At 74.4% G+C, this 21,306-nt stretch carries 17 protein-coding genes and 1 riboswitch; of the genes, 13 read left to right on the top strand and 4 right to left on the bottom strand.

Features of this window, described 5'->3' with window-relative positions; all coding sequences use genetic code 11:
* The first annotated feature begins 143 nt into the window (after window positions 1-143).
* Window positions 144-1,337, top strand: coding sequence for a cytochrome P450 family protein (locus ACZ3YL_RS20965; RefSeq protein ID WP_188308979.1), 1,194 nt, complete (start codon window positions 144-146; stop codon window positions 1,335-1,337).
* Between the two features lie 173 nt (window positions 1,338-1,510).
* On the opposite strand, the gene ACZ3YL_RS20960 is transcribed toward ACZ3YL_RS20965, so the two are convergent.
* Entirely contained in the window at window positions 1,511-2,227 is a 717-nt protein-coding gene (locus tag ACZ3YL_RS20960; protein ID WP_350508073.1) for a flavodoxin family protein, read from the bottom strand.
* Window positions 2,228-2,413: 186 nt separating this feature from the next.
* Between ACZ3YL_RS20960 and ACZ3YL_RS20955 the strand changes: the two genes are divergently transcribed.
* The 3 genes from ACZ3YL_RS20955 (at window position 2,414) to ACZ3YL_RS20945 (ending at window position 7,131) form a co-directional block, all read left to right on the top strand.
* On the top strand, window positions 2,414-2,899 hold the full coding sequence (locus tag ACZ3YL_RS20955; protein WP_465659007.1) for a hypothetical protein: 486 nt from the start codon (window positions 2,414-2,416) through the stop codon (window positions 2,897-2,899).
* 15 nt (window positions 2,900-2,914) lie between these two features.
* A complete protein-coding gene (locus ACZ3YL_RS20950) occupies window positions 2,915-5,266 on the top strand; it encodes an SAM-dependent methyltransferase (protein WP_465659005.1) in 2,352 nt (783 codons plus the stop codon).
* 287 nt (window positions 5,267-5,553) lie between these two features.
* Window positions 5,554-7,131 (top strand): sialidase family protein, encoded by a 1,578-nt coding sequence (locus tag ACZ3YL_RS20945; protein WP_465659003.1) that lies wholly within the window; start codon window positions 5,554-5,556, stop codon window positions 7,129-7,131.
* 67 nt (window positions 7,132-7,198) lie between these two features.
* Here ACZ3YL_RS20945 and ACZ3YL_RS20940 read toward each other — a convergent pair whose 3' ends face one another.
* The gene (locus ACZ3YL_RS20940; RefSeq protein ID WP_465659001.1) at window positions 7,199-7,771 is read right to left on the bottom strand and encodes a DUF3995 domain-containing protein; all 573 of its coding nucleotides are present in this window, start codon (window positions 7,769-7,771) and stop codon (window positions 7,199-7,201) included.
* 183 nt (window positions 7,772-7,954) lie between these two features.
* Here ACZ3YL_RS20940 and ACZ3YL_RS20935 point away from each other — a divergent pair, with 183 nt between their 5' ends.
* Both ACZ3YL_RS20935 and ACZ3YL_RS20930 read left to right on the top strand, forming a co-directional pair.
* A complete protein-coding gene (locus tag ACZ3YL_RS20935; protein WP_188305993.1) occupies window positions 7,955-8,461 on the top strand; it encodes an RNA polymerase sigma factor in 507 nt (168 codons plus the stop codon).
* On the top strand, window positions 8,458-9,024 hold the full coding sequence (locus tag ACZ3YL_RS20930; RefSeq protein ID WP_188305992.1) for an SRPBCC family protein: 567 nt from the start codon (window positions 8,458-8,460) through the stop codon (window positions 9,022-9,024). The genes ACZ3YL_RS20935 and ACZ3YL_RS20930 overlap by 4 nt, the downstream gene beginning before the upstream one ends.
* A 32-nt stretch (window positions 9,025-9,056) precedes the next feature.
* Here the strand turns inward: ACZ3YL_RS20930 and ACZ3YL_RS20925 are convergent, their stop codons facing one another.
* Window positions 9,057-9,770, bottom strand: coding sequence for an IclR family transcriptional regulator (locus ACZ3YL_RS20925; RefSeq protein ID WP_465658998.1), 714 nt, complete (start codon window positions 9,768-9,770; stop codon window positions 9,057-9,059).
* Window positions 9,771-9,969: 199 nt separating this feature from the next.
* Window positions 9,970-10,112: riboswitch (SAM riboswitch) on the bottom strand.
* Window positions 10,113-10,403: 291 nt separating this feature from the next.
* Between ACZ3YL_RS20925 and ACZ3YL_RS20920 the strand changes: the two genes are divergently transcribed.
* Window positions 10,404-10,661: a hypothetical protein gene (locus tag ACZ3YL_RS20920; RefSeq protein WP_188305990.1), complete on the top strand. Its 258-nt coding sequence runs from the start codon at window positions 10,404-10,406 to the stop codon at window positions 10,659-10,661.
* 73 nt (window positions 10,662-10,734) lie between these two features.
* On the opposite strand, the gene ACZ3YL_RS20915 is transcribed toward ACZ3YL_RS20920, so the two are convergent.
* On the bottom strand, window positions 10,735-11,526 hold the full coding sequence (locus ACZ3YL_RS20915; protein WP_188305989.1) for a class I SAM-dependent methyltransferase: 792 nt from the start codon (window positions 11,524-11,526) through the stop codon (window positions 10,735-10,737).
* A gap of 306 nt (window positions 11,527-11,832) precedes the next feature.
* Between ACZ3YL_RS20915 and ACZ3YL_RS20910 the strand changes: the two genes are divergently transcribed.
* From ACZ3YL_RS20910 to ACZ3YL_RS20885, 6 genes are all read left to right on the top strand, one after another.
* Complete coding sequence (locus ACZ3YL_RS20910) at window positions 11,833-13,116, top strand: hydroxymethylcytosylglucuronate/cytosylglucuronate synthase (RefSeq protein WP_465658996.1); 1,284 nt, start codon at window positions 11,833-11,835, stop codon at window positions 13,114-13,116.
* 70 nt (window positions 13,117-13,186) lie between these two features.
* On the top strand, window positions 13,187-13,408 hold the full coding sequence (locus tag ACZ3YL_RS20905) for a hypothetical protein (RefSeq protein WP_465658994.1): 222 nt from the start codon (window positions 13,187-13,189) through the stop codon (window positions 13,406-13,408).
* Window positions 13,405-14,856: an ATP-grasp domain-containing protein gene (locus ACZ3YL_RS20900; RefSeq protein WP_465658992.1), complete on the top strand. Its 1,452-nt coding sequence runs from the start codon at window positions 13,405-13,407 to the stop codon at window positions 14,854-14,856. Before ACZ3YL_RS20905 ends, ACZ3YL_RS20900 begins: the two co-directional genes overlap by 4 nt.
* Window positions 14,857-15,128: 272 nt before the next feature.
* Window positions 15,129-16,499 carry a M1 family metallopeptidase gene (locus ACZ3YL_RS20895; protein WP_465658990.1) on the top strand — a complete coding sequence of 457 codons (1,371 nt, stop codon included), beginning with the start codon at window positions 15,129-15,131 and terminating at the stop codon, window positions 16,497-16,499.
* An 88-nt stretch (window positions 16,500-16,587) separates the two neighbouring features.
* Window positions 16,588-18,312, top strand: coding sequence for an RNA ligase family protein (locus tag ACZ3YL_RS20890; protein ID WP_465658988.1), 1,725 nt, complete (start codon window positions 16,588-16,590; stop codon window positions 18,310-18,312).
* Window positions 18,312-21,173 carry an RNA repair domain-containing protein gene (locus ACZ3YL_RS20885; protein WP_465658986.1) on the top strand — a complete coding sequence of 954 codons (2,862 nt, stop codon included), beginning with the start codon at window positions 18,312-18,314 and terminating at the stop codon, window positions 21,171-21,173. Before ACZ3YL_RS20890 ends, ACZ3YL_RS20885 begins: the two co-directional genes overlap by 1 nt.
* The last annotated feature ends 133 nt before the right edge of the window (window positions 21,174-21,306 follow it).

The following is a 21,306-nucleotide window of genomic DNA, read 5'->3' as shown; positions in this document are numbered from 1 at the left end:
CAGCTCCGGCTGAACCGTTTGACCCCTCATCGCATTCGAGACGATCGCGAAGCGCCACCGCCCCCGGCGGCACACAACCCAGCTGTCACCGATCCGCGCATCGGTCCCGGCCGTTCGCGCCCGGCACCCGGTGCGCGGACCTGGTGACATCCAGTCAGGAGGCAGCGATGCAAGCCACGTTTCCCTTCACCACCCCACACCACCTCGACAACGAGCCCGAAGCCGAGGCTCTGCTCGCGCAGGCTCCGGTCGTCCACGCGACGATCGGTCCGGCAAAGGTCTGGCTCGCCCTTTCCTATCAGGCGGTGCGCCAGGTTCTGAGCGACAGCCGGTTCAGCCGGGAGGCGGCCACGCTTCCGGGCAGCCCACTGCAACTGACCGTCGCCGCCGACCCGTTACTGGTCACCAGTCTGGACGGCGAGCGCCACGCCCGCCTGCGCAAGCTGATGTCGCAGGCGTTCAGCCCGCGCATGGTCGACCAGCTCGAGCCACGCGTGCAGTCCCTGGTGGACTCCCTGCTCGACTCCCTCGATCCAACCGCGGACCTTGTGGCAGGTCTCTGTACCCCGCTGCCGTTGATGGTCATCTGCGAGCTGCTCGGCGTGCCCTACTCCGAGGCGGAGGCCATCCGCAGGTGGACCAGGCGGCTGTTCGTCACGGACATCACTCCGGACGAACTGCGGGCCGCGCAGAGCGAGATGCAGGACTGGCTCGCCGACCTGGTGCGTCAGAAGCGGGCGCAGCCGGACAACGGGTTGATCTCGGCCATGGTCGCCGCCAACGACGAGGGCGACCACCTCACCGAACCCGAGCTGCTGGCCAACCTCGAGGGCCTGCTGATCGCCGGCCACGAGACGACCGTCAACCAGCTGGGCAACTCGTTGCTGACCCTGCTGCGCCATCCGGACCAACTCGCCCTGCTGCGGTCGTCACCGGACCTGATCGGTCCGGCGGTCGACGAACTACTGCGCTACAGCAGGCTCTTCACCTCGGCCGAGGTCCGGGTCACGACCGAGCCCGTCGATCTGGAGGGCGTCGAACTGGGGGCGGGCGAACCGGTGTTGCCGGTCATCGTCGCGGCCAACCGCGACCCCGGTGTGTACCCGGATCCCGGCCGCTTCGACATCACGCGCGAAGGACCGGCAGCGCACCTCGCCTTCGGGCACGGGCCGCACTTCTGCCTCGGCGCGATACTGGCCCGCCGGGAGATGCGGGTGGCGATCGGGTCCGTGGTGAAACGGTATCCGGGACTGCGCCTCGCCGTTGACGAGTCCGAGCTCACCTACGTACCGGAACTGGTCTTCCGCGGCCTGCAGGCGTTGCCGGTCACTTGGTGATCCATGGTCTCCCACACCGCGGGCGCGGGAATCCGACGGGATCGACTGGTCGGGGCCCGACACGACCGATGACCCTTCCACCACCTTCGACCAGCGGTACGACCGGCACCGCGAACTCGTCGGCGTCCATGCGCTCTACGGGGCCGCCGAGCGGTTGACGGCCCACGCTCCACTCAGCGGTGCTCGGGGTTCTCGAAGTCGAAGCGGCAGCCGGCGTCCCACTCCGAGCGCTGGTTGCCGTGCGCCGGAATGCCGCCGGCGTCCTTGAGCATCCGGGCCAGGTGGAGCTGGTTCCAGGTCATGAAGGTGGTGTTGCGGTTGGTGAAGTCGTTCTGCGGGCCGCCGGAGCCCGGGTCCAGGTAGGACGGCCCGGGGCCGGCCTCGCCGACCCAGCCGGCGTCCGCCTGCGGCGGGATGGTGTAGCCGAGGTGCTGGAGGCTGTAGAGCACGTTCATCGCGCAGTGCTTGGCGCCGTCCTCGTTGCCGGTGATCAGGCAGCCGCCGACCCGGCCGTAGTAGGCGTACTGACCTTCGGAGTTGAGAATCGACGAGCAGGCGTAGAGGCGCTCGATGACCTTCTTCATCACGGAGGAGTTGTCGCCGAGCCAGATCGGCCCGGCCAGGGTGAGGATGTCTGCGGCCATCACCTGGGAGTAGATCACCGGCCACTCGTCGGTCTCCCAGCCGTGCTCGGTCATGTCCGGCCAGACGCCCGTCGCGATGTCGAGGTCCACCGCCCGCAGGACATCGACGGTGACGCCCTGGCGTTCCAGGATGCCGGTGCTGACGTCGATCAGGCCCTGGGTGTGGCTGCGTTCCGGGGAGCGCTTGAGGGTGCAGTTGATCACCAGGGCGCGCAGGTCGGCGTACGAGGTCGTCGGGTCCGGCACGGGGGTCTCCTTCGGGCGGCGGGGAGGCCGGGCGGGTGGCAGGCTCCGGGCACAGCTCACCAGGCCGGTTCGCGGAGCGCGCGCGGTGCTGGGCCGGTCGCCTGACGGGCGGCTCTCCGCCCCTGTTCGGTCGAACGCCCGTTCAGTAGCATGAACCCGCCTCCTACCGTGGCCCCGAGGGGACGAGTGACCGCCGTGATCACCCTGACCGCAAGCAGCCTGTCCGTCGACGTCGTGGACCTGGATGTCATGGACCTGGATGTCGTGGACATCGACGTGGACGTCGACCTCGTCCTGGCCGGCGACGCCGACCCGGACCGCGCGGCGTGGGGCACCCTCGCCTCCGGGGCGCCGGTGCTGATGGTCCCGCCGCAGAGCACCCAGGCCGTCTTCGAGTTCGACGCGCCGATCCCGCTGGAACCCACGCCGCAGGTCATCCAGATGGAGCCGACGCCGCCGCAGGTCACCCAGATCCGCGTCGACCTCGACGACCCGGTCCTGGCGGAGCCCTCGTCGCAGCTCGTCCAGACCTACGTCCAGCTCGACCCCCCGGTCCTGGTCGACCCGCTGCCGCCGCAGGTCACCCAGGGGATCGTGGACGTCGTCGAGGCGGTCGACACCACGGACGCGGTCGACGCCACGAGCGCCGTCGACGCCACGGACGCGGTCTGAGGCCCGCGCCGCCGCATGGACTCCGACCGCCCCTCCGCACACCGCTACACCCGCCCCTTCGACCGCTTCCCCTCCCGTCGCGAACACGAGCTCCGCTGGGACGAGTTGACCCGGGCGATCGCCGCAGCCGGCCCGCCCACGGGTGAACCGGCCGGTCGGCTGGGCGAGTTGACCGTCCTCGGCTCCGGCATCGAGGCGGCCGGCTTCACCCGGGCCGACGAACGCCTGCTCCGCGAGGCCGACCACGTCTTCCACTGCGTGGCGGACCCGGCCACGGTGGTCAGGATCAACGCCTGGCGTCCCGACGCCTACGACCTCGGCGTGTTCTACGACGACGCCAAGGACCGCTACCTGACGTACGTCCAGATGTCCGAGGCCGTCCTGCACTTCGTCCGCGCGGGGCGGCGGGTCGCGGCGGTCTTCTACGGCCACCCCGGCATCTTCGTGCTCTCCAGCCACCGCGCCGTCCGGATCGCCCGCCGCGAGGGCCACCGCGCCGTGATGCGGCCCGGTATCAGCGCCCTGGACGTGCTCTGCGCGGATCTCGGGGTCGACCCGAGCACCCCCGGCATGCAGACCTTCGAGGCCTCCGACCTGCTGATCCGCGACCGGCGGATCGACCCGGGCCTGCACCTGGTGCTCTGGCAGGTCGGCATCGTCGGCGAACTCGACTACCAGCGCGCCGGGTTCACCAACCGCCACCTGCCCGTCCTGCTGGACCGGCTGGAGGAGGTCTACGGGCCGGACCACACTGTGGTCAACTACGTCGGCGCCCGCTACCGCGGCCTCGACCCCGTCACCGCCGAGCACACCGTCGCCGCCCTGCGCGACCCCGCCGTCCAGCGCACCGTCACCAGCGCCTCCACCTGGTACCTGGCGCCCACCGAGGCCGCTCCGGCCGACCCGCAGGTGCTCCGCCGCCTCGGCCTGCTCCAGCCCGGCCAGACCGTGCGCCCGCCCGACGGCCCGCTGCGCATCATCGACGAGTACGGCCCGCGCGAACTCGCCGCCCTGGACGGCTTCGCCGGCTTCCGCGTCCCGGCCGGCTTCCACTGGCAGGAGGACACGCCCGGCGCCCGCTTCGTCCTCGCCCTCGGCGAGGACAGCGCCCTGCGCGAACGCTACGTCCGGGAGCCGGCCGCCGCCGTGGCGGACTGGGCGCCGCCGGAGCTCGGCGCGGCCGAACGCGCCCTGCTGGCCCGGCGCGAGGACCTCGCCCTCCAGGCCGCCGCCCGGGGCGTGCGACAGCGGCCCGCACCGGAGGCGGCCCGGCGGCTGCGCACCCTGCTCACCCGCAAGTCCGAGGCGCGCAGGCTGCTGCGGGACGGCTCCGCGGGCTGGCCGTCGATCCGCCAGGACCTCGACTCCGTCCTCGCCGGCGCGCTCTACCCGTGGACGGGCCTGTACGGCACGCCGGACGGCGACCTGTCCGTCTACGTCCTCGGCCGCGCGGGCGACCCTCCCCGGCACCGGGTCCACGTCGACGGCCGCCGGATCGCCGACCCGCGCTACGAGCGCGGCGTACTGCGCTGGCACGAGCCGGACGGCGGCCGCGGCGAGCTGCGGACCGAGTTCGGCCGCGACGGGCGGCGCCGACTGGTCGGTACCGTCGGCGCTCTCGGTGCCGGCGGGCGCGCAGTGTGCCTGACGGAGTACCCGCTGCCGGAGACCCCGCCGCTCGCCGACCTGGTCGGCGGGTACCGATCCGAAAGCGGCGAGGGCGGCGAGGGCGGCGAGGGCGGCGTCCGCGTGGACGTGGCCCCCGGCGCCCCCGGCACGGACCCGCGCCTGCGGGTCAGTATCGACGGCGAGCCCGTCACGGCGGCGGTGCTGATCGGGCCGACGGGTTTCGACGTGGACGGCGTCACCGTCCCCTTCGCCCGGGCGGTACCGGACGTCCCGCCGTGCCTGTACGGGGACTACCGGCTGCGACTGCCCTCGCGCCCGGCCGGCGGCGCGGAACTACGGGTGTCGGCGGAGGGTGTCGCCCTCGGCGCACAGCCCGTGCCCAAGGCCGAGGCGAGCGGCCGACGCCTCGGCTGGCAGGACGGCCCGGACGCCGTACCGACCGCCGACCTCACCCTGCTGCTCGACCCGCTCACCCTGCACCCGATGCTCCACGGCACCGGCCGCACGGCGGACGGCGAACCGTTCCCGCTGGTCGGCATGGTCCCGGTCGACGCCGAGGCGGCCCAACGGCTCGCCGAGCGGCCCCGGTTCGGCATCCCGGCGGGCCCGTGGGCCCAGCTGACCGCGCTCGCCGCCGAGGCGAGCCGGGACGGCGGGCTGTTCTGGTGGCACGGCTGGGAGCAGTCGGCCACCGCCCTGCGGACCGTCGAGCGCGCCCTGTGGGAGGGCGGCCGGTAGGCCTCGCGCTGACGGACGGTCCGGAGCGGCGGTCCGGGGACGGGAGGTCCGGGGACGGGAGGTCCGGGGACGGGAGGTCCGGGGGCGGCGGTCCGGGGCGGCGGTCCGGGGCGGCCATCGGCCAATGGTGCGGACAGGGTAAGGAGCGCGCGCGGGTCGTTGGCGCGCTCCCCGCGGCTGGGTAGAGTCGCCCGCCCGACCGGACGTCAACTCCCCTCCGGTACCGGAACAGCACAGCACCACCCGGGACACCAGGCACCTCCCCGCCGACGACCATGGGGGTCACCATGCACTTCCGCACCAGAGCGTCGCTCGCCACCGCGACCGCGGCCCTCGTCCTCGCCGCCCTCACCGGCGGCGCCCCGGCCGGCGCGAGTACGGCCGGAGCGCCGCTCGCCCTGCTCTCGCCCGGCGATCCGTACGCCGCCTGCGACCTCGCCGCCGACGGGCCCGGCACCAACTCCCCGGCCGCCGAGGACGAACCGTACGCCGCCGCCAACCCGCTCGACCCGGCGAACACGATCACCATCTACCAGCAGGACCGCTGGTCCAACGGCGGTGCCCGGGGCCTGAGTTCGAGCTACACCACGGACGGTGCGCACTTCACCCAGACCGCCCTGCCGTTCACCCACTGCGCGCCGGGCGGGCTGGCCTACCAGCGCGCCTCCGACGGCTGGGTGAGCTTCGGCCCGGACGGCGCCGCCTACGCCAGCGCCCTGGTCTTCGACGCCACCACGGCGCGCAGCGCGGTGGCCGCCGCCACCTCGACCGACGGCGGGCGCAGCTGGCAGCACGTCACCGAGCTGATCGCCGACGACGACCCGGCAATCACGGACGACAAGAACGCCGTCACCGCCGACCCGGTGCACCCGGGCGTCGCCTACCAGGTCTGGGACCGGGTGGACCAGGCCGCCGGCCCGACACCCGTCTTCGACGGACCCGGCTACCTGTCGATCACCCGTGACCACGGCCGCACCTGGTCCCCGGCCAAGCCCTTCGTGATCACCGGCACGACGCCGAACACCCAGACCATCGGCAACCAGATCGTGGTCGATCCGCGGACCGACACGCTGTACGACTTCTTCGACTGGATCACCTTCACCGACGCGACCGCCAGCACGGTCAGCGACGTGCACTACGGCATGGTCAGCTCCACCGACCAGGGCCGCACCTGGAGCCAACCGGTCCGGGTCGCCGCCGACACCTCCGTCCCCGAAGTCGACCCGAACGCGCCCGCCGACGCCACCAAGTCCCTCCGGGCCGGCGCCGGCCTGCCGAGCGTGGCCATCGACCCGAGGACCGGCGAGCTCTACCTCGCCTACGAGGGGTCGGAGTTCACCGGCGGCCGGTACGACGCGATCCAGCTGGTGCACTCCACGGACGGCGGCCGGACCTGGAGCGGTCCCGCCCGGCTCAACCAGGCCCCGGGCTCCCCGGCGTTCACCCCGTCCATCACCGTGACCGCCGACGGCACCGTCGCCGTCAGCTACTACGACCTGCGCTACCTCACCCCGGGCAACACCACCACCCTGCCCACCGCCGCCTGGCTGCTCAGCTTCCCGCGCGGCGGCGAGGACAGCCCGGTCGAGCGGCAGATCACGCCGGTCTTCGACTGGCTCCAGGCGCCCGACGCCGGGGGCCACTTCCTCGGCGACTACCAGGCACTGATCAACGACGGCCGTATGGTCCGCCCGGTGCTGGTGACCGCCAACAGCGCCGCCCCGCTGAACTCCACCGACGTGTACAGCGGCCGCTTCCAGCCCGGCACCCTGCGCAGCCCGGCCGCGGGCGCGCCGAGCACCCCGGCGGCGCACGCCGCGGCACCCGCCACCACCGCGCGCGCCGTCCAGCACCTGCGGCGCTGAGCGAGACCGGGCAGGACGGCGTCCCACGGCTCCGGGAGCCGCGGGGCGCCGTCCTCGTTCCGTGGGGTCAGGCCCGCACCGTCCGGGCCCGGTCCGCACGGGCGACCGCCGCCGGCCCGCCTGTCTCCGCCCCGCCCACCGCCGGCCCGCCCGTCGCCGCCCCGCCCGCAACCGCCCCGCCCACCACTGCCCCGCCTGCGGCCGAGACCTGCCAGGCGGCCCGGCCGAGCAGCAGGCAGAGCGGGGTGTACAGCAGCAGGTTGAGCCAGTAGAAGGTGTCGCCCGGGTCCGCCCAGGCGCCGGTCACCCAGACGAGTCCGGCAGTGCCCCGGGCGAGCAGCCCGGCGGCCACCGCCCGGCTCGCCCAGCGCGGCAGCACGGCGGGCAGCCGGCGGGCCAGGGCCGGCAGCCGTCCGCCCTGGACCAGCACCAGCGTCGCGCCGGAGAGGAGCGTCCCGGCGAGCGGGAGCAGCGTCTGCGGCGTGAACGGCACCTGGGTGTTGAGCACCAGCTGCGAGAGCCGGGTGGTGCCGTCCACCGGCCAGGTCCGTCCGGTGGCCCAGTAGAGGTGGACCAGACCGTCCACCGCCAGCACCGCGCCGACCGCGGTGGCCCTGCTGCGGATCTTCGTCGACTTCATGCCGTCACCTCGCGGAGTGTCAGGACGCTTGGACACCAGGAGGAGCACCCCGCCGGCCGATCCGTTCCTGTGACGAGGAACACTGCCGTCGGGCGGAAGCCGCGCGGAACCTTTCGCCCTCCCGGGGCCTCCCTCCACGGACCCCCTCGTTTGCCCCTCGACGGAGAGAGCGGAGAGCGCACCATGCAGGAGCCACCGCCCGGCCTAGCCGAGCTGGTCCGGGCCGCCCAGGGCGGCGACCGACTCGCGGCCGGCCGGCTGCTGGACCTGATCACCCCGTACGTCCGCCGGCTCTGCGGCCCGATCGCCCTGGACGACGGCGCCGACGCGACCCAGGAGGCGCTCATCGTGGTCTTCCGCAAGCTGCGCCAACTGCGGGAACCGGCGGCGCTGTACGGCTGGGTGCGGGCCATCGCCGTCCGGGAGGCGGTGCGGTACGCCACCCGGGCGACGCGCTCGCGGCCCGCCGAACTGAGTGAAGTGCCCGCGCCCGGTGACCCCCAGCTCGCCGCGGACATCCGCGACGTGCTGTCCCGGCTCTCCCCCGAACACCGCGCGGTCCTGCTGATGCGCGACCTGGAGGGCCTCGACGAACGACAGACCGCGGCGCTGCTCGCGGTCGCACCCGGGACGGTCAAGTCCCGTCTCTCCCGGGCCCGGCTCAGCTTCCGAAAGGCGTGGCAGCAGTGACCGACAGCCCGATCCCCGAGATGCCGCGCATTCCACAGCCGCCGCAGTGGCCCGTCGCCGACTTCGACCCGGTCCGGCGGCTGCGGGTGATCGCCGCGACCGCACCCGGAGCGGCACGGATCGGCGAGACCGTCCTGGACGCGCCGTTCGAACGGGTCTGGGCGCTCGCCCAGGACCTGGAGCGCACGATGCCGCTCTGGATCCCGGACGTCCGCACCGTGCGGCTCACCCCGTCCGAGCCGGCCGGCCCGCCCACCGCCGGCCCACCCACCGCCGGCCCACCCACCGCCGATTCGCTCCGGACCGCCTCGCTGCAAGCCCGGATCCACGGCCACACCCGGCTGCGGGCGACCTTCGGGATCGACCTCGCCCCCGGCTGGTGCCTGATGCAGAGCCGTCTGGTCCTCGGCGGGATGGCGGCCCGCCCGGAGACCGACCGCACCACCCGCTTCGCCTTCCTCGGCGGCCTGCGCTTCCCCGGGGCGCGCCTCCTCGCCCCGGCGCTGCGCCCGTTCACCGGGGATCCGCTGGCCCGGTTCGCCGCCCTGCTGGACGAGGGGTAGCGGATACCCCGTGCTGACCGCGGGCACGCCGGTCAGGAGCGGCGCAGCGCCTCGGACAGGTGGCCGGCCGCCTCGAGGACCGCCTGGGAGAGGCGGGCACCGGGGTGCCGGGTGAGCCGTTCGATCGGGCCCGAGACGGAGACGGCGGCCACTACCCGCCCGGCCGGGCCGCGGACGGGCGCGGCGACGGAGGCGACGCCGGGCTCGCGTTCGCCGACGGCCTGGGCCCAGCCCCGGCGCCGCACTCCGCTGAGGGCGGTGGCGGTGAAGCGGGCGCCCTTGAGGCCCCGGTGGAGGCGCTCGGGCTCCTCCCAGGCGAGCAGCACCTGGGCGGCGGACCCGGCCTTCATCGGGAGGGCCAGACCGACGGGGACGGTGTCGCGCAGGCCGAAGAGCCGCTCGGCCGCCGCCACGCAGACCCGGACCTCGCCCTGCCGGCGGTAGAGCTGGGCGGTCTCGCCGGTGAGGTCGCGCAGCTGGGTGAGGACCGGGCCGGCGGCGGTCAGCAGGTGGTCCTCACCGGCGGCGGCCGACAGTTCGGCGAGCCGCGGCCCGAGGACGAACCGGCCCTGCAGGTCACGCCCGAGCAGGCGGTGGTGTTCCAGTGCGACGGCGATCCGGTGGGCGGTCGGCCGGGCCAGGCCGGTGGCGTCGACCAGTCCGGCCAGGGTGGCCGGGCCGGCCTCCAGGGTGCCGAGGATCGAGGTGATCTTGTCGAGCACGCCGACACCGCTCGTGTTCTCCATGGACGGGTACTCCAGTCTCAGATCCCGTGGGCCGTGGGTGGGTCCGGCTCACGGGCGCTCCGGTGGGGTGGGAGCGGGGTGGTCAGCGAGGACAGGCCTGCGAAGCGGGCCGAATGCCTGCGCCGGACACGAGATGGGTACGCGAAAGGGCCGGGGCGGGAAGCGCCCGGGCGAAGGACAGCACAGAGAGCACCGTGTCTCCTCATCTTTCCCGCGCCACGTTGGCGACAGGCCGGAGTTGGCACTGACCCCGGACAACACGGCGCGTACTTCGGACGCCGGGTCGAACGGGGAGTTGCCGGGGCTTCGTAGGGCCGGTCCCTCCACCCCTCTGGATGATTCGCGGAGAACCATACAAGATTCCCCGGGTGCCCCGCCAAACCTTTTCCACACCCTCCACACCCGGAGCCTCCGCAACCGCCTGCCCTGCCGGGAATCCCGGCGCCCCGCCGCGAGGACGCGACGCACCCGGCGGAGCACGGCCAGGTCCGTCAGCGGATCGTTGTCGACGGCCACTCCTCCACCGCTGGGCGCCGATCATCCTCGGGCGCACCATCACCGCCGGCCGTCCATGGGGCCGCCGTCGCCCGGCCGTGGTGATCAGCGGCGCCCGGGCACGGAAGAATGCGACGGGTGACCAGCACTCAGCCACTTCCCCGGGGCCTCACCGCCCTGATCCCCGACGCCCGCGCCCGGGCCACGCCCGGTGAGCGGGCCGCCTCCCAACTCCTCCACCTGCGCGAGGCGACCGTGCCCGTGCCGGTCCTCGCCGCGGCCGTCGAGCTGATCGCCCCTCAGCTGCAGGACCCCGACCCGGCCACCCGCGCGGCCGCCACCGCCGTGCACACCCGGCTGCTCACCGCCATCGAGGACGCCGCACCGGGCCGGTAGCCGGAAGGCCCAGGGGAGTTCGCCTGGGCGTTCGATCGAACACCGATGTCTGAGCCGTCCGGCCCCCCGGGGTTCAGACCCGGGCGCTCCGGGCCCGGCGGACGGTGAGCATGTCCTGGGTGTGGCCGATGGCGTAGCTGCCGTCGGGCTGGGCGAAGTGCTGTCGGACGTAGGCGGTGAGGGCGGCCCGGGTGGGGCGGGGGTCGAGGGTGGCGAGGTCGGCGACGTTGACCATGAACTCGGCGACGTCGACGGCCTCGGCGAGGTGGGGCGTGCGGTAGTGGAGGTCGAGGGTCTCCAAGGCGTAGGTGTGGGTGGGGTGGTGGGCGCGCAGACCATCGAGGAGGGCGCTCAGGTCGTAGCGCACGCCGGTGAAGTGGGCGGCCATCCGCATGCAGGGGCTCTCGGGGTTCTGCAGGACGACCAGCAGGGTGCCGCCGGGGGCCGTCCACTCGATGGCGCGGGTGACGGTGGGGAGCCAGTCGGACTCCGGGACGTAGTAGAGCACGTGGGAGAGGTGGACCAGGTCGGCCGGCTCGGACGGCTCGGCGCGGTCCAGCGGCTCGGGCAGGACGCGGGCGCCCGGGCAGGCGGCGATGAGCTTCTCCCGCATGGCGGCGCTCGGTTCGACGGCGATCGTGCGGTCGAAGTACCGGGCCAGGTGGGCGGTGGTGCGGCCGTCGCCCGCGCCGAGGTCCAGCAGCACCCGGCGGTGCGGGAGGCCGGTGGCGACCTCGCTCAGCCGGGCGTGGGTGCGCGGCTTCTCGTCGGTGCCGGCGAGGAAGAGGTCGAAGGCCCGGCGGTAGTCGGTGCCGGAGGTGTCCAGCACGCGGACCGGATCGGTGTCGTCGGTCAACTGTTCCATCTGGCGGCCCTCCTGCGGGGGGATCGGTACGGCTGGGGCGCGGTTCCGGTGGTCGGCTGCGCTGCGGATCGGATGGGCGTCCATTGCAGCCCGTCGCGGCGGCCGGCGGGTGCAGGCACGTTCCTGCCCGTGTGTTGCGCATCCATCGGATTGACTGCTCGTCGTCAATGCACCGAACGGCAACTTCACCTGGTGGGGTGGTTACGTTTCGCTTTTCCGTAGGCAGTCGAACCGACCTGCGATCTCAGGCCTGGTACGAATACGGAGCGACAGAAAAGTCCGTTACAGGCGGGGGAGTTGGTACGGATGACGACGGTACGGATGACGGCGAAGACGACGACGGAGACCCGGACGGTCGCCGTGGCCGGAGTCGAGTTCGGCTGGGGCAGTTCCGGCAAGTTGAGCGCGGTGCTGTCCGCCCTCCGACGTCGCGGCGGCGACCGGCTGAGATTCATCGGGCTGGCCTCCGGACTGGGCAGACCGGTGCTCGCCGAGCAGCCGGTGGAGCGCTGGTTCGACCTGCCGGAGCACCGGTCGGCCGAGGAACTGGCCCGGATCGTCCGGACTCAGCGCGTGCAGGCGGCGCTGGTGGTGATGGACGGCGCCTTGGCGAAGGCGCTGCGGGCCTGCGGGGTCCCGGTGGTGTTCGTGGACAGCCTGCCGTTCCTCTGGACGGACGGCGACCGCCCCGACCTCCCGCTGGACACCGAGGTGTACTGCGCCCAGCGGTGCGTGGCGCTGCCGCCGGAGGCCGCCCGGGTGCTGGCCGACGTCCACCGACTCCGGTGGGTGGACGCCGTGATCGCCGACGGCGGGGCCGCCCGCGGCAGCACGCCGACACCGCACCCCCGGCGCGCCCTGCTCAGCCTCGGCGGACTGCGCGCACCCCAACTCACCGACTGGGCCGGCTATCCGCAGCTCGTCCTGCCCGCGGCCCTGGACGCGCTCACCGCGAGCGGGGTCACCGAGGTGCACATCGCGGGCAACCTGCCCGCCTGGCTGGCCGCGCAGTTGGTGGACTCCTGCGCCCACCCGGCCACCACCACCGTCGGCGCCCTCCCCCATGAGGAGTTCCTGCGCCGCCTCGCCGAGTGCGACGTGCTGCTCACCTCCCCCGGCCTCACCACCCTCCTGGAGGCGGGGCAGCTCGGGACTCCCACCATCTGCCTGCCACCGCAGAACCTCAGCCAGATCTTCAACGGCCGATTCCACAGCCGGGCGCTCGGCACCGACACCCGCGTCCGCTGGCCGAAGGAGGTGTTCGACGAGGACGAGGCGCTGGCACTGCGCGCCCACGGCGAGGGCAAGGCCCTCGACCTGATCTACGGCGGCATCGCCCGCGCCGCCGACCTCGGCCGCCACCGGGCGACAAGGGCCGTACGGGAGGCCCTGGTCGAGCAGCTCGGGCAGCTGGCCGACCCGCCCGACGCCGACCGGACTGGTACCGATCGGACTGGTACCGACCGTCCCGGCCCCGACTGGACGGCGCTGACGACCGCCGTCGGCACGGCAGGCGCGGCGCAGGTCGCCGACGCCCTGCTCCAGCTCCTGGCCGAACGACCTTCAGGGGCCGACGACCCGGCCCGCTGATGTGTCCCCGCCGATCCGTCCCCGCGCCGCCCACGGAATCGATCCCCGACGGAAAGGCCCAGGTGTCCCCGTGTCCCCCACCACGCACCGGCACCCGCACCCGCACCCGCACCCGCACGACCTGTGCATCCGCATCCTCGAAGCCTGCAACGCCGACTGCTCCATGTGCGGCTTCGCCCGCACCCGCGACCTGCTGGAGCGCACCCTGTGCGTGCCGCTGTCGCCCGAACTGCCGCAGGAGCAGCGGGCCGTGGCGGTCAAGGCGATCCGGCGCGTCCTGGAGGCGATGTGAACGCGGACCCCGCGAACCCCGCGAACCCCGCGAACCCCGCGAACCGCGCGAACCCCGCGCGCGGCGCCCCGCCCGGAGCCGGCACCGACGCCCCGGCCGAGGCCCCGGTACTGCTCCTGGTGGACGACCGGCCGTCCTCCTTCACCCGGTACGCGGCCCGCACCCTCCCGGAGCACCTGGTGCTGCTGCGCTTCGAGGAGCTGCGCGGCGACCTCTCCGAGGACCACCTGCGCCGCACCGCGCACCTGCCCGCGTTCTGGGTGCGCGCCGACGTGCCGCTGGTCCGGGAGGCGGCGCGCTACCGCGAGTGGGTGGCCGGGCTCCCCGCACGGCCGAGCACCTTCTGCAACCCGAGCGAGCCGCGCCAGGCCCTCGCCCAGCGCTTCGCCAAGCTGGCCGGGCTGCCGCACCTGAGCAGCCGACAGGTCGCCTGGGTCCGCGACAAGGCCGAGATGAAGCAGCGCTTCCGTGAACTCGGCCTGCGAACGGCCGAGTTCACGCGAGTCCGGACGGTCGCCGAGGTCGCCTGGTTCGCCGCCACCTACGGCTGGCCGCTGGTGCTCAAGCCGGTGGACTCCTTCGCGTGCGTGGACACCCACCGGCTGGACGGCCCCCAGTCACTGGCCGGCATCGACCTCACCGCCCGGGACTGGATGGTCGAGCGGTTCCTCCGCGGCACCGAGTGGGAGGTCTGCGCGATCATCCACCGGGGCGAGGTGCTGGACGCCTGGCCGAGCGCCATGCCCTGCCGTCCGCTGGACATCGTGGACGGCGCGATGAACGCCAGCATCAGCGTCGGCACCGACGAGGCCCCGCCGGTCGACCTGCGCGTCCTGGTGCAGCGGATCGTCACCGGCATGGTCATCGACCACGGCTACGCGCACATGGAGTTCTTCCTGATCGACGGCCGGCTGTACGCCGGGGAGATCGGGCTCCGGCTGGCCGACTGTGAGATCCCGGCCAACCACGGGCACGCGTACGGCTTCGACGTCTTCGGCGCCACCCTGGACGTCTACCGGGGCATCCGCCCGGCGCTCGACTACCGCCTGCGCCAGTGCGCGGGTGGCCTCCTGCTGCCGCTGCCGGGCTCCGGGACGGTCCGGCGGATCACTCCGACGGAGGACCTGTTGCGTGTCCCCGGGGTGGTCGAGGCCGTTCTCACGGTCGGTGTCGGCGACGCGGTGTCCGCCCGGAGGGCCTCGCACAGTGCCTCGGGGTACGTCCATGTGGTCGGCGCCTCGATCGAGGAGGTGGAACGGCGGATGCGCGAAGTGCTCGGCGCGTTCACCATCGAGCTCGGCCCGGCGACGGACGCCCCGGCGACGGACGGTCCGTCAGCCGAGGGTCAGGCTCCCGAGCTCGCGGCTCCCGGCGGCGCGGTGCCGGGCAGCGACGCGATCCCGGGCGTCGGCGCGGCCGGCAGCCCGGCGACGGAAGGCGCACGGTGAGCGACACTCCGACCCGCGAGACCGCGCCCCCGCCGCCCCGCGCTCGCTCTTCCTGGCCGGCCCCTTCATCCAGCTGCCCGCCCCGGCCACCGGCGAGATACCGGCCGACGCCCGGGCGGTGCAGCGGGTGCTGGCCCGGCACCACCGCTGACCCCGAACGCCACGGCTCACCCCGAACGCCACGGCTGACCCCGAACGCCACGGCTGACCCCGAGCACCACGGCTGACCCCGAGCACCACGAACACCCCCACCATCGACAGGAGTTCACGACGTGCGACGCCCCCTCCCCCTACTCGCCGTCCTCGCCGTGCTCCTGTCGGTGGCCACCGCCCCGGTGGCCGCCGCCCCGGCAGCCGCGCCCCCACCGGCCCCCGCTCCGCCCGGCCGCGCCCCCGCCGACCCGACCCGCACCCCCGGCGCCCCCGCCTATACCGTCGAGCTGCGCAGCGACGCCACCGGCGCCCAATGGCGCGGCCACGAGCGGATCGCCTTCACCAACACCTCGCCCGAACCCCTCCAGGAGCTGTACCTGCGGCTCTGGGACAACTTCCGGGGCGGCTGCACGACCCCGTCCGTGCGGGTGAGCGGACTGGACGGCTCCCCCGAGGTCGACTGCACCGCCCTGCGGGTGCCACTGGCCCGCCCGCTGGCCCAAGGCGCCTCCGCCACCGTCGAGTTCGACCTCGCCGTCGACGTCCCGGACGGCATCGACCGCTTCGGCCGGGACGGCGCCTACAGCTACATCGGCAACGCCCTGCCCGTCCTCGCCGTCCGCGACGAGGCGGGCTGGCACCTGGACCGGTACAGCCAGCTCGGCGAGTCCTTCTACGGCCTCGCCTCCGACTTCGCCGTCACCCTCGACCACCCCACCGAGGTGCTGGTCCCCGCCACCGGCACCGCCGTCGACACCCCCGGCGAACCGGGCCGCACGATCACCCGGGTCGGCGCCCGGAAGGTCCGCGAATTCGCATGGGCCGCAGGCCCGTTCAGCCGCATCGCGGGCACCTCCGGCGACGGCGTCCGGATCGCCGTCTACTCGGCCCGCGGCATCACCCCCGACGACGCCCGCGCGATGCTCGACCTCTCCCTGCGCACCATCGACGCCCACTCGCGCAGCTACGGCGCCTACCCGTACGGGGACCTCGCCCTGGTCCTCGACAACGGCTTCGATTTCGCCGGCATGGAGTACCCGGCCTTCGTCCTCGACCGGATCCGCCCCTCCGCCGTGATCCACGAGCTGGCGCACCAGTGGTGGTACGGCATCGTCGGCGACGACCAGTACCGCGCGCCCTGGCTGGACGAGTCCTTCGCCGAGTACGCCATGGACCTCGCCCTCGGCGACACCGGCGAGAACTGCGCCGCCGCCACGCCCTGGCGGAGCGCGGACGAACACCTCACCAACCCGATGAGCTACTGGGACACCCACCCCGACCGCTACGAGGCGGTCATCTACGACCACGGCTCCTGCGCCCTGCACGAACTGCGCCGGCTGATCGGTGCGGAGACGATGTCCGCCCTCCTGCACGACTACGCCCGCGCGCACTGGTACGGCGTCTCCACCACCGCCGAGTTCAAGGCCGCCGCCCAGGCCGCGACCCCCGTCGACCTGGCCCCCTTCTGGCGCGAGCACCGCATCGACTGAGCCCGCGCCCGCGCCGTTAATCGGTGGCCCGCCCCGCTCACCGGCTCCTACAGTGTCCGCCGGATCAAGGACGTTCAGGGAGCCGGACATGCGAGTGCACTACCCCCGGACGCCGCATCTCCCCTGGTCACCGGGGGCCGCGGCGGACGACGTACGGACCGGGGACCTCTCCGGCCTGGCCGGGGCGGAGGTGGTCGTCACCGAGAAGCTGGACGGCGAGAACACCACGCTCTACGCCGACGGCCTGCACGCCCGCTCGCTGGACTCCGCCCACCACCCGTCCCGGGCCTGGGTGAAGGGCCTCCAGCACCGGATCGGCGCCCGGATCCCGGACGGCTGGCGGATCTGCGGCGAGAACCTGTTCGCCCGGCACTCCATCCCGTACACCGATCTGGACAGCTGGTTCTACGGGTTCTCGGTCTGGACGGACCAGGACCACTGCCTGGGCTGGGACGACACCGTCCGCTTCCTGCGCCGCCTCGGCGTCCCCGCGCCCCGGGTGCTCTGGCGCGGCCGCTACGACGAACGGGCCCTGCGCGCCCTGCGGTTGGACCTGAACCGGCAGGAGGGCTACGTCGTCCGGACGGTCCGGGGCTTCCCCCGGGCCGAGTTCGGCGAGCGGATCGCCAAGTGGGTCCGCCCGCAGCACGTCCGCACCGACACCCACTGGATGCACGCCGCCGTGGTGGCGAACGGCCTCGGCCCCAACGCCCCGCTCTGGGACGTGCGTTCGGGCCGACTGCCGGAACTCCCGCTGCTGGCCGAGGCCTTGGGCCTGACCGCACTCGACACCACGCCGCAGGAGTTGGCTGAGGTCTCGGCCCGGCTGGACGAACTCGGCCGCACCGGCGACGCCCGGCTGGCCGGCGTCCTCGCCACCGCGCTGCGCACCGCCCGCCGGGAGTCGCTCGCGCCCCGGCTCGCCGACCGGCTCGGCCTGCCGCTGGCCCGCCGGGTCGCCGACCTGGTCGGTCTCCACCCCGGCCTCCAGCAGCCGTACCCGGACGAGGAGCGCCGCACCGGCCTGGTCCGGCTCGCCGGCGCCGCCGACCTCGGCGTGCTGCACGCGGTGGCCGCGGTCGCCGCCCCCGGGCGGGCCGAGCGCGAGCAGGTCGCCTGGTCCGCCCTGCACGCCGAGGACGCCGGACTGCTCGAAGCCGACCCGCTGGCCTGGCTGCGCACCGGCCTGCGCGAGGCCCTCGCCGACGTCGACCGCCTCGCCGCCGACCGCTGCTGGGCCCAGGCCCGCGAGGCGTACGCGCTCGGCCGGATCACCACCGTCGAGGAGGCCGTCGCCGCCACCTGGCGCTGGCGGGACGCCCGCTTCCCCCGGCTGGTCCACCTGAGCGGCCCGTCCGGCAGCGGCAAGAGCACCTTCGCCGCCACCCTGCCCGGCGTCACCGCCCGGATCAGCCTGGACGACCTGCGCGCCGCCCGGGGCTCCCGCGCCGACCAGCGCCACAACCCCGAGGTGCTGCGCACCGGCCTCGCCCGGCTGGACACCGCCCTGGCCGACCCGGCCGCCACCGTCGTCTGGGACGCCACCTCGCTCAACCGCGAGCAGCGCTCCCACGTCCACGGCATCGCCCGGCGCCGCGACGCCCTGCTCACCCAGGTGGTGCTGCTGGTCGGCGAGCCGGAGCTGCTGCGCCGCAACGCCGTCCGCCCGCACCCGGTACCGCCCGAGGTGCTCACCGCCCAACTACAGCGCTACAGCCCGCCCTACCCCGGCCAGGCGCACCGCACCTGGTACGTCGGCCCGGGTGGCACCGTGGCGGACACGGCCGGCACGCTCGACTCAGAGGAGGACTGATGCGCCCCATCGAACAGGTCTGCCAGCGCATCCGCTGGGACGCCCGCTTCGACCCGGCCCGCTTCACCCTGGGTGTGCGCCAGCGCGACGACCGCACCAAGCGCGTCCCGCTGGAGGCCTTCATCGCCTCCGGCGAGATCCCCTGGCACCGGGTGCACTGGGTCGAGGCCGACGGCGTGGTGGTGTGGGACCGCAGCACCGGCGTGGACCTCCTGGACACCACCACGGCCGGACACCGCGCCGAACCGCGCCGACTGCCCGCACCGTTCTTCACCGCCACCACCCCGTACGCCTGGCGGCCGGACGGCGGCTGGCAACCCCGGCAGGCCGGGGGCGGCACGCCGACCGGGGACACCCTGCGCGTGGTCACCTGGAACACCCTGTGGGACCGCTACGACGCCGACCGGATCGACACCGCCCGCCGCCGACCGCTGCTGCTCGCCGCACTGGCCGCCGCCGACGCCGACGTCATCGCGCTCCAGGAGGTCGAGCCGGCCCTGGTCGTCCAGCTGCTGGCCGAGCCCTGGGTCCGCGACCGCTACGCCCTCGGCGCCGACCCGGGCGGCCGCGACGTGCCCGAGTACGGGCTGCTGCTGCTCAGCCGCCTCCCCGTGCTGGAGGCCGGCCGGCACGTGCTGGGCCCGCACAAGGCCGTCACCGCCGTCACCGTCCGGACCGCCGACGACACGCCGCTCACCGTCGCCGCCGTCCACCTGAGCAGCGACCACTCGACGGACGGGCCCGCCCGCCGACAGGCCGAACTCGCCCGACTGGCCGAGGGCCTGGCCGGCGTCGAGGGCGAACTGCTGCTGCTCGGCGACTTCAACGACGCCCGCACCGGCCCGGCCGGCCCCGCCGCCGCCCTCGGACTGCACGACGCCTGGAGCGAGGTGCACGGCCCGGCCGACTCCACCCCCACCTTCGACCCGACCGTCAACCCGCTCGCCGCCCTCTCCTCGCTCACCGGCCGGCCCGGCCGGATCGACCGCGTCCTGCACCGCTCCGACCGGGCCCGCGCCACCACGGCCACCCTGCTCGGCGAGCGGCCGACCGCCGACGGCCTCCACCCCTCCGACCACTACGGCGTGGCCGTCGACCTCGCCCTCGGCGGCGGCGCCCCGCAGACCCTCGACGCCGCCCCCACCGCCCGCACAGCCGTCGCCTGGCTGCCGCCCGAGGAGCTGTGGCCGCCGATCCAGCGGCTGCGCGCCGCGTACGACCCCCAGCTGCGCCGCTGGCCCCCGCACGTCAACCTGCTGTTCGGCTTCGTACCGGAATCCGACTTCGACCGCGCCCTGCCGCTGCTCGGCGCGGCCGCCGCCGAGGCCGCCCCGTTCACCGCCCGACTGGAGGGCGTGCACACCTTCGGCCATCGCGAGGACGCCACCGTCTGGCTGGACCCGGCCGCCGCCGCGCCCGAACCCTGGGCCGCGCTGCGGCACGCCCTGGAGCGCCGCTTCCCCCGGTGCCGGGGCCACGCCGAGGGCTACACCCCGCACCTGAGCCTCGGGCGCAGCGACGACCCCCAGCGGGTGGCCGCCGACTGCGCCGCCCGGCTGAGCGGTATGGAGGCCCTGGTGGGCGAGCTGGTGGTGCTCTCCCGGCGGGGCGACGAGCCGATGCGCCCGCGCGCGGTGGTCACGCTGGGGACGGGCGAGGTGCGCGTGCTGCCGGAGGAGCCGGAGGTGTCACTGCACGTCGAGTCGGCCGAACGCACGGCCGGCGCGGTCGAGTTGGCCCGGCGGATCGCCTCGGCGCTGCCGGCGGGCGTCGTGCACACCGTCGGCTCGCGCCGGCTCGGCTGCCAACTGGACGGCGGCGACCTGGACTTGGTGGCGGCCCTGCCCGGACCGGCCGACCTGCCCGAGGTGCTGGCTCGAGTGGCGGCCGCCCTGCCGCAGGCCCGGCGGCTGCGCGAGGTGCGCGGCGCCCGGATGCCGGGGCTTCGACTGGAGGCGGACGGGCTGGCCGTCGACCTGGCCGTGGTGTTCACCGGCATCCTCGACCCCGCCCAAGCGGTGCCCCGGCGCGCCGAGTTGGGCGAGGCGGCGGCCGTCGCACTGAGCGCCGTCACGGACGCCGAGGCGATCCTGGCGGCGCTCGGCGAGCGACACGGCCGCTTCGTCCGGCTGGCCCGGCAGGTCAAGTCCTGGGCGCGGGCGCGTGGCCTGGACGGTGCCCCGTTCGGCCAACTGCCCTCGCTGGCCTGGTCGGTGCTCGCCGCCCGGACCGTCCTCGACGCCTCCGACGCCTCCGACACCACGGACACCTCCGACACCTCCGACACCTCCGACGCCGCCGAGGACGACCTGTTCCAGCGCTTCACCGAGACCTGGGCCTCCTGGGACTGGCGCCAACCCGTCACCCTCACCGCCGAGTTCACCGATCAGCGACCCGCCCCACTGACCGTCCTCACCCCCTCCGCCCCCGTCCGCAGCTGCACCACCCAGGTCGGCCCGGACACCCGCGACCTGCTCACCGAGGAGCTCTACCGGGCCTGGGAGCTCACCACCGCGAGCCCCGACCCGTGGCCCGCCCTGCTCACCCCTCCCCCGCTGCACCGCCGACACGCCGCCTGGGCCGTCGTCACCGCCGACCAGGAATCCGCCGGCCCTGTCCGCGGCCGCCTACGCACCCTGCTCACCGCGCTCGAAGAAGCCGGCGCCACCCACCTCCACGCCTGGCCCCGCCCCTACCGCACCCGCGACGGCCGCACCCACTTCCCGATCGGCCTCGGCCCCACACCGCTCCCCCGCACCCAGCTCACCCCCATCGCCGCCGCCTGGTCCCGCGGCCTCCCCGGCGTCCACATCGACCACGTCGAGTGCGGCGCCGTCCCCACCCTCACCGGCCATGAGTAGACGAGACTGCCGTGGCGGCCCACCACGACCCGCCCGTGACGGGTCTGGTCGGGTTCCATGCCGACATGGCCGTCCCCGGCTTCGGCGGGGCCTGGCAGTCGGCGTCCGTGGCGCGCCAGGCGGAACTCGAGAA

This window comes from Kitasatospora sp. NPDC023176, assembly GCF_055560495.1.
The sequence above is the reverse complement of the archived record's forward strand: the minus strand, read 5'-3'. Positions and strand labels throughout refer to the sequence as shown.